The organism is Burkholderia sp. ZZQ-2, assembly GCF_050768715.1.
GTDB lineage: Bacteria > Pseudomonadota > Gammaproteobacteria > Burkholderiales > Burkholderiaceae > Burkholderia > Burkholderia cepacia.
Genome location: NZ_LDVA01000260.1, coordinates 59,757 through 71,908, shown reverse-complemented (window position 1 = coordinate 71,908; position 12,152 = coordinate 59,757). Strand labels below are relative to the sequence as shown.

Sequence of the window (12,152 nt, the reverse complement as noted above, 5' to 3'; positions counted from 1 at the left end):
AACCAGACGCACGCCTAGACTGCAAGCGCCCCCTGCCCTTTTACCCGGAGATGCCCGATGTCCCTGAACGACGACCCGACCTTCTGGCGCAACGCCAGGCAGCACCTGGTCCGCTATGGCGGCACGTTCGAGCCGATGATCATCGAGCGCGCGAAAGGCAGCTTCGTCTACGACGCCGACGGCCGCGCGATCCTCGATTTCACGTCGGGCCAGATGAGCGCAGTGCTCGGCCACAGCCATCCGGAGATCGTCTCCGTGATCGGCGAATACGCGGGCAAGCTCGACCATCTGTTCAGCGGGATGCTGTCGCGGCCGGTCGTCGACCTCGCGACGCGCCTCGCCGACATCACGCCCGACGGGCTCGATCGCGCGCTGCTGCTCAGCACCGGCGCGGAATCGAACGAAGCGGCGATCCGGATGGCGAAGCTCGTCACCGGCAAGTACGAGATCGTCGGCTTCGCGCAGTCGTGGCACGGGATGACGGGCGCCGCCGCATCGGCCACGTACAGCGCCGGCCGCAAGGGCGTCGGCCCGGCCGCCGTCGGCTCGTTCGCGATTCCCGCACCGTTCACCTACCGGCCGCGCTTCGAGCGCAACGGCACGTACGACTATCTCGCCGAACTCGACTACGCGTTCGACCTGATCGACCGTCAGTCGAGCGGCAACCTCGCCGCGTTCATCGCGGAGCCGATCCTCAGTTCGGGCGGGATCATCGAGCTGCCGGAAGGCTATATGGCGGCGCTCAAGCGCAAGTGCGAGGAACGCGGGATGCTGCTGATCCTCGACGAAGCGCAGACGGGCGTCGGGCGCACCGGCACGATGTTCGCGTGCCAGCGCGACGGCGTGACGCCCGACATCCTGACGTTGTCGAAGACGCTCGGCGCCGGGCTGCCGCTCGCGGCCATGGTGACGTCCGCGGCGATCGAGGAACGCGCGCACGAACTCGGCTACCTGTTCTACACGACGCACGTGTCGGACCCGCTGCCGGCGGCCGTCGGCCTGCGCGTGCTGGACGTCGTTCAGCGCGACGGGCTCGTCGCTCGGGCGAACGTGATGGGCGAGCGGCTGCGGCGCGGCCTGCTCGACCTGATGGAGCGTTTCGACTGCATCGGCGACGTGCGCGGACGCGGGCTGCTGCTCGGTGTCGAGATCGTCAAGGATCGCCGGACGAAGGAACCGGCGGACGGGCTCGGCGCGAAAATCACGCGCGAATGCATGAACCTCGGGCTCAGCATGAACATCGTGCAGTTGCCCGGCATGGGCGGCGTGTTCCGGATCGCGCCGCCGCTGACCGTCAGCGAGGAAGAGATCGACCTCGGCCTGGCGCTGCTGGGGCAGGCGATCGGACGGGCGTTGTGACGGCGCGCGGTAACGCCCTTCCCCGCACCACGCAATCCGTCGCGCCGGCTCGACCGACCGGCGCGACAAATTTCCGATCGATCAACGCGCCTCGGCCGCCCACGCTTCGGCATCCGCGCCGGCCGGAATGCGCATCGGGCTCGACGGATCGGTCGCCGCGCGCCACACGGCTTCGGCGACGTCCTGCGCATGGGTGATCGGCCCCGATGCATCGAGCATCCGAGCGACGGCCTTCCCGACAAACTCCGCATACGCGTCGTGTTCGAAGCCATGCATGTGCGCACGCGCGTTGTCGCCGAAACGCGTGTCCGGCGCCCGGCCCGGCAGCACCAGATGCGCGCGCACGCCGAACGGTTCGAGTTCGACCGCCATCGATTCGGTGTACGCATTGACTGCCGCCTTGCTCGCGCGATACGCGCCGACCAGCGGCAACACCTTCAGCGTGACGCTCGACGTGACGTTCACGACCACCCCGGCCCCGCGCTCGCGAAACTGCGGCAGCACGGCCTGCGTGACTGCGATCGTGCCGAGCGTGTTGGTCTCGAACAGCGCACGCACCGTATCGAACGGCATGAGCTCGGCCGGCGCGGCCGCGCCGAAACCCGCGTTGTTGACGAGCACGTCGATCGGGCCCGCCGCGTCGATCGCGGCACGGATGCTGTCCGCGTTCGTCACGTCGAGCGCCAGCACGCGCAGGTGCGCCGAAGGCGGCAGCACGGCCGCGTCCGGCGTGCGCATCGTCGCGACGACCTGCCAGTCGCGTGCGAGGAAATGGCGGGCGATCTCGAGGCCGAAGCCGGAGGAACAGCCGGTGATCAGTACGGTCTTCATGCGAACTCCTGAGGTGTGTTGGGCATGTGTCCGTACGATAGATGGCCGGATCCGTATTCGCTACAATCGGAAATCCGATTTTCTTTTGCGAGCGTCCGGTAATGATCGACCCACTGACCGAAGTCGTGACGCTGCTGCAACCGGGCGCGCGGTACTCCAAGTCCGTTCACGGTGCGAGCCCGTGGTCGATCAGCCGCACGGTCGCCGGCGAGCCGTTCTATTGCGCGATCCTCGATGGCGGGTGCCGGATCGCGATCGACGGGCACGCGCCGATCGAACTGCTGCCCGGCGATTTCGTGCTGATTCCGGCCGCCTACGGCGTCGCGATGTCGAGCCTCGAACCGCCGCCGCCGGGCGTCGAAACCGCGCCGCCGGTCGCGCTCGACAACGGCGAATACCGGATCGGCGATCCGGGCAACCCGGTCGACACGCGGATGATGGCCGGCAACTGCAGCTTCGGTTCACCCGACGCGGCACTGCTGGTGTCGCTGCTGCCGCAATTCGTGCACGTGCGCGGCGAACCGCGGTTGACCACGCTCGTGCAACTGGTGCGCGACGAATCGCGCGCACAGCGGCCCGCGCGCGAAATCGTGCTGGCGCGGCTGCTGGAGGTGCTGCTGATCGAGGCGCTGCGGTTCACGACCGACACGAACGCGTCGCCCGGCCTCATGCGCGGGCTGGCCGACAACCGGCTCGCGGCCGCGCTCCGCGGGATGCACGCACGCCCCGCGCATCCGTGGACGGTCGTCGAACTCGCGAAGGAAGCGGCACTGTCGCGCTCGACTTTCTTCGAACGCTTCAACCGCGCGGTCGGCGTCGCGCCGATGGAATACCTGCTCACGTGGCGCATGGCGCTCGCGAAGAACCTGCTCCGGCGCAATGAAGGCCGCATCGCCGAGATCGCGGGGCGCGTCGGCTACAGTTCGGCGAGCACGTTCACGGTCGCGTTCACGCGCCACGTCGGGCGGCCGCCGGCGCAATACGCGCGGGACGAACAGGCGGCGGCGAACGACGCGTGAGCGGGCGGCATCGGCGTACACTGCAGGACACGTCACGACGCGGCACGAAACGAGCGATGGAGATGGACACGGCGACGAACGGCAGCGACACGCGCGACCACTGGCTCGTCGCTCGGCGCGATGCAGACACCGGCATCGAAAGCCTGCATGCGCATTTCAGCGGCCATGCATACGATGCGCACGATCACGACGACATGCTGGTCGGCTTCACCGAACAGGGCGTGCAGCAATTCCAGTGCCACCGGTCGGTGCATACGAGCGTGCCGGGCCGTGCGATCCTGATCGAGCCGGGCGCGCTGCACGATGGCCACGCGCCCGAAGCGGGCGGCTTCACGTATGGAATGCTGTACCTCCCGCAGGCATGGGTCGAGCGAGCGGCACGCCGGCTGGATCTGCCGGGCCTCGGCGGCGTCGAAGCCGCGTTCGGCCACACGCTGGTCGACGATCGCGGCCTCGTCGACACGATCCGGCAGGCGTTCGTCGCGCTCCACGGCAACGAGGGCAAGCTCGCACGCGACCAGGCGCTCGACCGCCTGCTGACGCGGCTGGGCGGCGAATTGCGCGCCCCGCTCGCGACCGGCGGCAATGCCGTCGCGCCCGCGATTGCCCGCGCGCGCGATCTGCTGCATGCGCGCATGAGCGACGATATCGGCCTCGACGCACTCGTCGATCTCACCGGAATCGACCGGTTCCGGCTGACACGGCTGTTCCAGCGCGCGTACGGCACGTCGCCGCACGCGTACCTGGTGCGCTTGCGGCTACGCGCCGCGCGCCGCCTGCTGGCCGCCGGCCGCACACCCGCGCAGGTCGCGGCCGACGTCGGCTTCGCCGACCAGAGCCACCTCGGCCGCTGGTTCCGCCGCGCATACCGGATCACGCCGGCCGCGTACCGGCAAATGTGCACAAACGTTCCAGACTGATCCCACGCGGCATCCGATCATGTGCGCTTCAACGAGGAGCAATCATGTTCGATACCAAGGTGGCGCTGATCGTGCGCGACGATCTCGCGGCGTGGCAGAAACTCAATGTCGTCGCGTTTCTCGCGACGGGCGTCGCGGCTGAAGCGCCCGAAGCACTCGGCGAGCCTTACGAGGATGCGGCGGGACGCCGCTACGGCCGCATGCTGGGCCAGCCAATGCTGGTGTTCGCGGCCGATTTGAACGGCCTGCAGGCCGCGCACCGGCAGGCGCTGTCGCGCGAACTCACGATCGTGCCCTACGTGCACGCGATGTTTTCGACCGGACACGACGCGGCCAACCGCGAAGTCTTTCGTGCCGGCGATGCGGAGCATCCCGACCTCGTCGGGCTGGCGTTGCGCGGGCCGAAGAAAGCAGTCGACAAGGCCGTGAAGGGGCTGGCGCTGCATACGTGAACACCCCGGCCGCCCCCGCATCCCCTATCAACGATGCGCGAGCACGTTGACGAGCTTGCCGAACGGATCGCGCACGTAAAACCGCCGCACGCCCCAAGGCTCGTCAGCCGGGCCGTATTCGACGGGAATCCCGGCGGCATGCACGCGTGCGAGCGCTTCGTCGACGTCGTCGACCTCGATCGACAGATCGGGCGTCGGCGTACCCGCCCCACCCTGCGATGCGAAGCTGATCTGCACGTCCATCTGCTCGGCATTGCCATAGGTTGCGATCCAGCCGTGGTCCATCAGCAGGTCGAGGCCGAAGATCCGCTGGTAGAAGCGCTTTGCGTCGTCGATTGATCGTGTGTCGATATTGGCGACGATCCGTTTGACCTTCATCGGATTCCTTCACAGGTCGTGACAGTACCGCGACGCTACACCGGAATCGCGTGCACAACCAGCGCATCAGCGCCCGGCCGCTTCCATCCCGGCACGCCGGGCCCGGGTGGCCCGCTCGCCTGGCTTGCCGGCCAGCCACACACCGATCGCGACGACGACGATGCCGAGATAGGTCGACATCGCGATGCTGTCGCCGAACATCCACGCGGCCCAGGTCAGCGTCACCGGCGGTTCGAGATAGACGAGGGTCGCCACGCGCGTCGCGGGCATGCGCTTGAGCAGCGCCCACAACGACAGGTAGGCCACGAAGGTCGAGAAAACCGTCAGCCACACGACGGACACCCACACGTCCGGCTGGGTCGGCACGTGCAGATCGCCCGTGACGATCCCGCTCGCCGCGAACAGCACCAGGCTCACGCAGCCTTGCACGAACAGCGGCAGGCACAACCCGTCCCCGTTGCTGCGCGCGACCGTCAGCGCGCGGCGCCGCTGGTAGATCGTCGCGATCGACAGCCCCGACGCGGACACCAGCGGCAGCAGGTACATGACGAGCCCGACCGATCCGGCCGGCAGCGCATATTGCCCGCCGATCACGATGCCCACGCCGACGAACCCGACGACGAGGCCGGCCCACTGGCGCGCCCCGCTGCGCTCGCTGCCCTCCAGCGCCGTCATCGCGGCCGTGATGAGCGGCTGCAACGCGGCGACGATCGCGGCGATGCCGGGCGGCAGGCCGTGCTGGATCGCGACGTATACGCAGGCCAGATAGAGAAACTGCGACAGGAAGCCGATCACCGCGTGGTAGCGGAGCTTCTCCCACGTCAGGCGCCCGAGCTGCCGGTTGAGAACGATCGCCAGGCACAGCGTGACGAGCAGGAACCGCCAGAACAGCAGGTTGAACGCGCCGGCCGTCTCCGCGCCGAGCTTGGCGCCGATGAAGCCGGAACTCCACGACAACACGAAAACGAGCTGAAGCAGGAATAGCTGCATGGGGCGACGGCTCTCGGAAGGTTGCCGGGGACAGGCGCGGGTTCTTGATCGACGTGAATCATTCCCCGGATACGCGCAACGCCCGACCGGCTGCCTGCCGTTGTCTGCCGGTTGGCCTGTCGGTTGACCCGAGAATAGGCAGGCCCAATAATTCCGTCAATCGACATTACCTGAATCACTGATTCGGAATTTCAAAATCATGCCCCGTACCCTGGACGTCGACCTGCTGCGTACCTTCCACGCCGTCGCGAAGCTGGGCCGCTTCAAGGATGCGGCCGCCCAGGTGAATCGCAGCCCGTCGTCGGTCACCGCGCAGATCCAGAAGCTCGAGGAAATGGTCGCGCAGCGCCTGTTCACGCGAAACAACCAGGCGGTCGAACTCACGCAGTTCGGCCACAAGCTGCTGAGCGACACCACGGAGTTTCTGCTGAGCCACGACCGGCTCGTCGAATCGCTGTCGCCGCAGATGCTGACCGGCAAGTTGCGGCTCGGCATTCCCGATTCGTACGCCGCGCACTTCATGGCGGAATTCCTGCCCCGCTTCGCGGCCGATCGGCCGTTGCTCGAACTGACGGTCGAAGCGCGTTCCAGCGACGAGCTGCTCTCGCTGTTCTCCCGCGGCCAGCTTGACATCACGATCGCCGTCGTACCGAAAGCGCCGCCGCACGGCGAGCTGCTCGGCAAGACACATCCGGTGTGGGTGGCCGCGCGGACCTTCAAGTTCAATCCCGACGCGCCGCTGCCGATCGCCGTGCAATTGCAGGGCTGCCCGTACCGCGACACCGCGCTGAGCGCGCTGAAGAAGGCGAAGATCGCGCACCGGTTGCTGCTCGAGAGCGCGAGTTCGCCTGCGGTCGAAGCGTGCATCGCGAATGGCCTCGCGGTCGGCATCATCGAGCACGAGCGCGTGTCCGGCAACCTGACGAGCAACGTCGCGGGGATCGCACTGCCCGATCTTCCGCCGCACCTGATCACGATCCTGACGGACGACGGCAATCGCGCCGCGCTGCATTTGCGCGACGTGCTGAAAAGTACGTTCAGGATCGGCTAGGGTAGAAAAGTCATCGGCAGGTCGAGGTCGAGGCCGAACCGCTGCCGATAGCGGTGTTTCGCGTCGTCGCCAGGCGTAGACCGCCGGCCCGTTGCAGGCCGGCGGCTTTCCGGCGTCAACCGCCGAGATACGCCTGCTTGATCCGGTCGTTCGCGAGCAGGTTCGCGCCCGTATCCGCGAGCACCACGCGCCCCGTTTCGAGCACGTAGCCGCGATCGGCCACGCCGAGCGCCTTGTTCGCGTTCTGCTCGACGAGGAACACCGTGACGCCTTCGTCGCGGATCGTCCGGATGATGTCGAAGATCTGCGCGATCACGAGCGGCGCGAGGCCGAGCGTCGGCTCGTCGAGCAGCAGCAGGCGCGGCTTGCTCATCAGCGCACGACCGATCGCCAGCATCTGCTGCTCGCCGCCCGACATCGTGCCGGCCCGCTGCGTCGCGCGCTCCTTCAGGCGCGGAAACAGCTTGAACACGTGCTCGATGCCGTCGTCGATCTCGTGACGGCTCGCGAAGAAGCCGCCCATCTTCAGGTTCTCGAGCACCGTCAGGCTCGGGAACACGCGCCGCCCTTCCGGCGAGATCGCCATCCCCTGCCGCATGATTTGGTGCGTCGACATCGCGGTAATGTCGTTGCCCTCGAACAGCACGCGGCCCGACGATGCGCGCGGCGTGCCGCACACGGTCATCATCAGCGTCGTCTTGCCGGCACCGTTGCTGCCGATCAGCGTGACGATCTCGCCCTTGTTCACCTCGATCGACACGCCCGCGAGCGCCTCGACCGCGCCGTAGTGCGTATGGACCTGTTCCAGCTTCAGCATCACTCTTCCCCCAGATACGCCTTGATCACGCGCGGGTCGTTGCGGACCGCTTCCGGCGTGCCGATCACGATCGGCCGGCCGTGCTCCATCACGAGGATGCGGTCGGACACACCCATCACGAGGCTCATGTCGTGTTCGATCAGCAGCACCGACACGCCGAACTCGCGGCGCAGCTTGTCGATCAGGTGCTGCAGTTCGACCTTCTCCTGCGGGTTGAGGCCGGCCGCCGGCTCGTCGAGCATCAGCAGGCGCGGCTCGGTGATCATGCAGCGCGCAATCTCCAGGCGCCGCTGGTGCCCGTACGACAGCGTGCCGGCCGGCCGGTTGGCGACCGACGTCAGCCCCATCCGGTCGAGCCACACCGCCGCGCGCTCGAGCGCTTCCTTCTCGGCACGGCGATACGCGGGCGTCGAGAACAGGCCCGGCAGCAACCCCGCCTTCACCTTGCGGTGCTGCGCGACGAGCAGGTTCTCGACGACGGTCAGCGACTTGAACAGGCGGATGTTCTGGAACGTCCGCACGAGGCCCTTCAACGCGATCTTGTGGCTCGGCAGCCCCGCGATTGCATGGCCGTCGAGCACGACATCGCCGCCGGTCGGCTTGTAGAAGCCGCCGACGCAGTTGAACACCGTGGTCTTGCCCGCGCCGTTCGGCCCGATGATCGCGAACACTTCATCGCGGCGCACGTCGAAATCGATCCCGTCCACCGCGAGCAACCCGCCGAAGCGCATCTGCAGCCCGGCGACCTTCAACAGTTCTGCATGTGCGCTCATTGCGGCAGCTCCACGTGGGGACGGCTCGCGGGCAGCAGGCCCTGCGGACGCCACATCATCATCAACACCATCACCAGACCGAAGATCAGCATCCGGTACTCGGCGAAGCCGCGCGCGACTTCCGGCAGCACGGTCAGCAGGATCGCCGCGAGAATCACGCCGAGCTGCGAACCCATCCCGCCGAGCACGACGATCGCGAGGATCAGCGCCGATTCGATGAAGGTGAACGATTCAGGATTCACGAGGCCCTGGCGCGCCGCGAAGAACGCGCCGCCGATGCCCGCGAACGCCGCGCCGAGCGTGAACGCCGACAGCTTGATGCGCGTCGGGTTCAGGCCCAGCGAACGGCACGCGATCTCGTCGTCGCGCAGCGCTTCCCACGCACGGCCCATCGGCATGCGGATCAGGCGACTCGTGACGAACAGCGTGAAGCCGACCAGCACGAGCGCGAGCAGGTACAGGAAGATCACCACGTGGTCGCCGCTGTATTCCAGCCCGATCAGTTCGTGGAACGTCTTCGCGCCTTCGACGCTCGCGCTGCGCGTCATCTCGTAGCCGAACACGGTCGGCTTCGGGATGCCCGAGATGCCGTCCGGGCCGCCCGTGAGGCTCGTCAGGTTGTTCGCGAGCAGGCGGATGATTTCGCCGAAGCCGAGCGTGACGATCGCGAGATAGTCGCCGCGCAGCCGCAGCACCGGGAAGCCGAGCAGGAAGCCGAACGTCGCGGCCGCGATCGCGGCGAGCGGCAGGCACTCCCAGAACGACAGCCCGAAGTACTGGTTCAGCATCGCGTACGTGTAGCCGCCGACCGCGTAGAACCCGACGTAGCCGAGATCCAGCAGCCCCGCGAAACCGACCACGATGTTCAGCCCGAGGCCGAGGATCACGTAGATCAGCGCGAGCGTCGCGACGTCCACCGCGCCGCGCGAGCCGAAGAACGGCCACACGAGCCCGACCGCGAGCAGCACCCATACGACCGCGCGCTGCTGCCGCGCGCCCATCGCGGGCATCGCCGGCAGCTTCACCGCCGATTTCGCGCGCACGAGCCACGGCTTGAACAGCTGGAACAGGAACACGGCCGCGACCGCGATCCACACCGGCCGCCAGTGCGGCGTGAGCACCACCTGATAGCCGTCGAGCTTCAGTTGCAGCCCGAGCACCGGAATCGTGAGGATCGCCGTCAGGAACGCGGCGGCCACGGCATTTTTCAGCGCCTGGCCGATCGAAGCGTCGGCGGCCGGGCGGCGAACGGAAATGACTGTACTCATCTGCGTCTCCCTCAAACCTTTTCGATGTCCGACTTGCCGAGCAGGCCGGTCGGGCGGAAGAGCAGGATCAGCACGAGCAGGCCGAACGCAACGACGTCCTTGTACTCGGCCGGCATGTAGCCTGCGGCGAAGGTTTCAGCGAGGCCCAGCAGCACACCGCCGAGCATCGCGCCCGGGATGCTGCCGATCCCGCCGAGCACCGCGGCCGTGAACGCCTTGATACCCGCGACGAAGCCGATATACGGGTTCAGCTTGCCGATCGTCAGCCCGATCAGCACGCCGCCGACGGCCGCCAGCATCGCGCCGAGCACGAACGTGAACGAGATCACGCGGTTCGTGTCGATGCCGAGCAGGTTCGCCATCTTCATGTCCTCGGCGCATGCGCGGCACGCCCGGCCCATCCGCGAATGCGAGATGAACAGCGTGAGCGCGATCATCAGCACGACCGTCACGCAGACGATCAGCAGGCGCGCATACGGGATCGTCACGTCGAAGTCGCCGCCGAGATGGATGTCGAATGCACCGGAGATCAGCACCGGTACCGACACGTCGCGCGCGCCCTGGCCGATCTGCACGTAGTTCTGCAGGAAGATCGACATGCCGATCGCGGAGATCAGCGGCACGAGGCGCGGGCCGCCGCGCAGCGGCCGATACGCGACGCGCTCGACCGCGAAACCGTACAGCCCGGTGACGATCACCGACACGATCAGTGCGGCGCCGAGCACGAGCGGCAGCGGATAACCGGCGGAGATGCCGATGGCCGTGAGGGTGACGAGGCCCACATACGCGCCGATCATGTAGATCTCGCCGTGGGCGAAGTTGATCATGCCGATGATGCCGTAGACCATCGAATAGCCGATGGCGATCAACGCATAGATCGCACCCAGCGTCAGGCCGTTGACCAGCTGCTGGGCGAATTGCGGAAAGAAGTCAGTCATGTGCGGGAAGCTCCCGTTGGCGCTGTGTCGCGTACCGCGCCGGATCACGGCATTCGGCCGCGCGCAACGCACGGTGTCGTCTCGGGCCGCCTGCCGGCCGCGCACTGGGGACACGCGCGGCGCGAATGCACACCCGCCCCGTCCGGGTTTCGGACAGGGCGGATGCGTGGGCGGGTACTCCGTATTACTTGGCGGCGGTCTTCGTCGCGTCCTTGTGCCACGTGTACACGACGAACTTGAACGCCTTCAGGTCGCCCTGCGCGTCATACGCGACCTTGCCGATCGGCGTGTCGAACGTCGTCTTGTGCATGTACGCGGCGACCTTGGTCGGGTCGGTCGTCTTCGCGCCGGCGATCGCGTCGGCGATGATCTTCACCGCGGCGTACGACGGCATCTGGAACGGGCCGTTCGGATCGCGCTTCTTGTCCGCGAACGCCTTCACGAGCGCTGCGTTGGCCGGATCGGCCGAGAAGTCGGCCGGCAGCGTGACGAGCATGCCTTCCGAGGCCGGGCCGGCGATTGCCGTCACGTCCTTGTTGCCCACGCCTTCAGGCCCCATGAACGTGGCCTTCACGCCCTGCTCGCGCGCCTGGCGCAGCAACAGGCCCATTTCCGGGTGGTAGCCGCCGAAGTAGACGAAATCGACGCCTTGCGACTTCAGCTTCGTGATGATCGCCGAGTAGTCCGAATCGCCGGCGTTGATGCCTTCGAACAGTACGACCGGGATCTTCGCGGCCTCGAGGTCCTTCTTCACCGACGACGCGATGCCCTGGCCGTACGACTGCTTGTCGTGCAGCACCGCGACCTTCTTCGGCTTCACGTTGTTGATGATGAAGTGCGCGGCGGCCGGACCTTGCTGGTCGTCACGGCCGATCGTGCGGAAGATGAAGTGACGCTTCTTGCCTTCCGTCAGCTGCGGTGCGGTGGCCGACGGCGTGACCATCACGATGCCTTCGTTCTCGTAGATGTCGGAGGCCGGGATCGTCGACCCCGAGCACACGTGACCGATCACGTACTTGATCTTCTGGCTGACGATCTTGTTGGCGACAGCGACGGCCTGCTTCGGTTCGCATGCGTCGTCCATCATCACCACTTCGAACTTGTTGCCGCCCGCACCGCCTGCTGCGTTGACCTGCTCGATCGCGGTCAGCGCGCCGGCCTTCACCATGTCGCCGTATTGGGCGACCGAGCCGCTCATCGGACCAGCGATGGCGATCTTCACGGTTTCCGCTTGCGCGGTGGCCGCGCCGGCGGCGAACAGCACGGCGGCGACGGAAATGGACGTAAGACGGGACAGCGTCATCTGGGAGCTCCTCGATGTTGTTTAGTCATACGGGCAAAGGCGGCATGACTTGC

13 protein-coding genes are annotated in these 12,152 nt (G+C 67.1%); 5 read left to right on the top strand and 8 right to left on the bottom strand.

Annotated features, from left to right (window positions below; all coding sequences use genetic code 11):
* Positions 1-57 precede the first annotated feature (57 nt).
* Entirely contained in the window at positions 58-1,359 is a 1,302-nt protein-coding gene (locus tag ABY44_RS18530; RefSeq protein ID WP_060173668.1) for an aspartate aminotransferase family protein, read from the top strand.
* A gap of 81 nt (positions 1,360-1,440) precedes the next feature.
* On the opposite strand, the gene ABY44_RS18525 is transcribed toward ABY44_RS18530, so the two are convergent.
* Complete coding sequence (locus tag ABY44_RS18525; protein ID WP_060173669.1) at positions 1,441-2,190, bottom strand: SDR family oxidoreductase; 750 nt, start codon at positions 2,188-2,190, stop codon at positions 1,441-1,443.
* A gap of 41 nt (positions 2,191-2,231) precedes the next feature.
* Here ABY44_RS18525 and ABY44_RS18520 point away from each other — a divergent pair, with 41 nt between their 5' ends.
* From ABY44_RS18520 to ABY44_RS18510, 3 genes are all read left to right on the top strand, one after another.
* Positions 2,232-3,209 carry an AraC family transcriptional regulator gene (locus ABY44_RS18520; protein WP_060173670.1) on the top strand — a complete coding sequence of 326 codons (978 nt, stop codon included), beginning with the start codon at positions 2,232-2,234 and terminating at the stop codon, positions 3,207-3,209.
* A 62-nt stretch (positions 3,210-3,271) separates the two neighbouring features.
* A complete protein-coding gene (locus ABY44_RS18515) occupies positions 3,272-4,129 on the top strand; it encodes an AraC family transcriptional regulator (RefSeq protein WP_060173729.1) in 858 nt (285 codons plus the stop codon).
* Positions 4,130-4,173: 44 nt separating this feature from the next.
* The gene (locus tag ABY44_RS18510) at positions 4,174-4,581 is read left to right on the top strand and encodes a DUF2000 domain-containing protein (RefSeq protein ID WP_021161420.1); all 408 of its coding nucleotides are present in this window, start codon (positions 4,174-4,176) and stop codon (positions 4,579-4,581) included.
* Between the two features lie 27 nt (positions 4,582-4,608).
* Here the strand turns inward: ABY44_RS18510 and ABY44_RS18505 are convergent, their stop codons facing one another.
* Both ABY44_RS18505 and ABY44_RS18500 read right to left on the bottom strand, forming a co-directional pair.
* Positions 4,609-4,959, bottom strand: coding sequence for a VOC family protein (locus ABY44_RS18505; RefSeq protein ID WP_027789668.1), 351 nt, complete (start codon positions 4,957-4,959; stop codon positions 4,609-4,611).
* A 66-nt stretch (positions 4,960-5,025) separates the two neighbouring features.
* The gene (locus ABY44_RS18500) at positions 5,026-5,949 is read right to left on the bottom strand and encodes a DMT family transporter (RefSeq protein ID WP_060173671.1); all 924 of its coding nucleotides are present in this window, start codon (positions 5,947-5,949) and stop codon (positions 5,026-5,028) included.
* Between the two features lie 199 nt (positions 5,950-6,148).
* On the opposite strand from ABY44_RS18500, the gene ABY44_RS18495 reads away from it, so the two are divergent.
* Positions 6,149-7,000: a LysR family transcriptional regulator gene (locus ABY44_RS18495; RefSeq protein WP_060173672.1), complete on the top strand. Its 852-nt coding sequence runs from the start codon at positions 6,149-6,151 to the stop codon at positions 6,998-7,000.
* Between the two features lie 115 nt (positions 7,001-7,115).
* Here the strand turns inward: ABY44_RS18495 and ABY44_RS18490 are convergent, their stop codons facing one another.
* The 5 genes from ABY44_RS18490 to ABY44_RS18470 all read right to left on the bottom strand — a co-directional run bounded on the left by ABY44_RS18490 (position 7,116) and on the right by ABY44_RS18470 (position 12,099).
* Positions 7,116-7,817 (bottom strand): ABC transporter ATP-binding protein, encoded by a 702-nt coding sequence (locus tag ABY44_RS18490; protein ID WP_011694813.1) that lies wholly within the window; start codon positions 7,815-7,817, stop codon positions 7,116-7,118.
* Positions 7,817-8,590, bottom strand: coding sequence for a high-affinity branched-chain amino acid ABC transporter ATP-binding protein LivG (livG, locus tag ABY44_RS18485; protein ID WP_027789672.1), 774 nt, complete (start codon positions 8,588-8,590; stop codon positions 7,817-7,819). Before livG ends, ABY44_RS18490 begins: the two co-directional genes overlap by 1 nt.
* Positions 8,587-9,858 carry a high-affinity branched-chain amino acid ABC transporter permease LivM gene (locus tag ABY44_RS18480; RefSeq protein ID WP_060086185.1) on the bottom strand — a complete coding sequence of 424 codons (1,272 nt, stop codon included), beginning with the start codon at positions 9,856-9,858 and terminating at the stop codon, positions 8,587-8,589. The genes livG and ABY44_RS18480 overlap by 4 nt, the downstream gene beginning before the upstream one ends.
* A gap of 11 nt (positions 9,859-9,869) precedes the next feature.
* Positions 9,870-10,796: a high-affinity branched-chain amino acid ABC transporter permease LivH gene (livH, locus tag ABY44_RS18475; protein WP_027789674.1), complete on the bottom strand. Its 927-nt coding sequence runs from the start codon at positions 10,794-10,796 to the stop codon at positions 9,870-9,872.
* Positions 10,797-10,980: 184 nt separating this feature from the next.
* A complete protein-coding gene (locus ABY44_RS18470; RefSeq protein WP_027789675.1) occupies positions 10,981-12,099 on the bottom strand; it encodes a branched-chain amino acid ABC transporter substrate-binding protein in 1,119 nt (372 codons plus the stop codon).
* Positions 12,100-12,152: the final 53 nt, after the last annotated feature.

Excerpts from the sequence above, each read along its gene's own strand:
- ABY44_RS18490 (WP_011694813.1), bottom strand. The coding sequence starts at position 7,817 with ATGCTGAAGCTGGAACAGGTCCATACGCACTACGGCGCGGTCGAGGCG.
- livH (WP_027789674.1), bottom strand. The coding sequence starts at position 10,796 with ATGACTGACTTCTTTCCGCAATTCGCCCAGCAGCTGGTCAACGGCCTG.
- livG (WP_027789672.1), bottom strand. The coding sequence starts at position 8,590 with ATGAGCGCACATGCAGAACTGTTGAAGGTCGCCGGGCTGCAGATGCGC.
- ABY44_RS18530 (WP_060173668.1), top strand. The coding sequence starts at position 58 with ATGTCCCTGAACGACGACCCGACCTTCTGGCGCAACGCCAGGCAGCAC.
- ABY44_RS18495 (WP_060173672.1), top strand. The coding sequence starts at position 6,149 with ATGCCCCGTACCCTGGACGTCGACCTGCTGCGTACCTTCCACGCCGTC.
- ABY44_RS18505 (WP_027789668.1), bottom strand. The coding sequence starts at position 4,959 with ATGAAGGTCAAACGGATCGTCGCCAATATCGACACACGATCAATCGAC.
- ABY44_RS18510 (WP_021161420.1), top strand. The coding sequence starts at position 4,174 with ATGTTCGATACCAAGGTGGCGCTGATCGTGCGCGACGATCTCGCGGCG.
- ABY44_RS18515 (WP_060173729.1), top strand. The coding sequence starts at position 3,272 with ATGGACACGGCGACGAACGGCAGCGACACGCGCGACCACTGGCTCGTC.
- ABY44_RS18500 (WP_060173671.1), bottom strand. The coding sequence starts at position 5,949 with ATGCAGCTATTCCTGCTTCAGCTCGTTTTCGTGTTGTCGTGGAGTTCC.
- ABY44_RS18525 (WP_060173669.1), bottom strand. The coding sequence starts at position 2,190 with ATGAAGACCGTACTGATCACCGGCTGTTCCTCCGGCTTCGGCCTCGAG.
- ABY44_RS18520 (WP_060173670.1), top strand. The coding sequence starts at position 2,232 with ATGGCCGGATCCGTATTCGCTACAATCGGAAATCCGATTTTCTTTTGC.
- ABY44_RS18470 (WP_027789675.1), bottom strand. The coding sequence starts at position 12,099 with ATGACGCTGTCCCGTCTTACGTCCATTTCCGTCGCCGCCGTGCTGTTC.
- ABY44_RS18480 (WP_060086185.1), bottom strand. The coding sequence starts at position 9,858 with ATGAGTACAGTCATTTCCGTTCGCCGCCCGGCCGCCGACGCTTCGATC.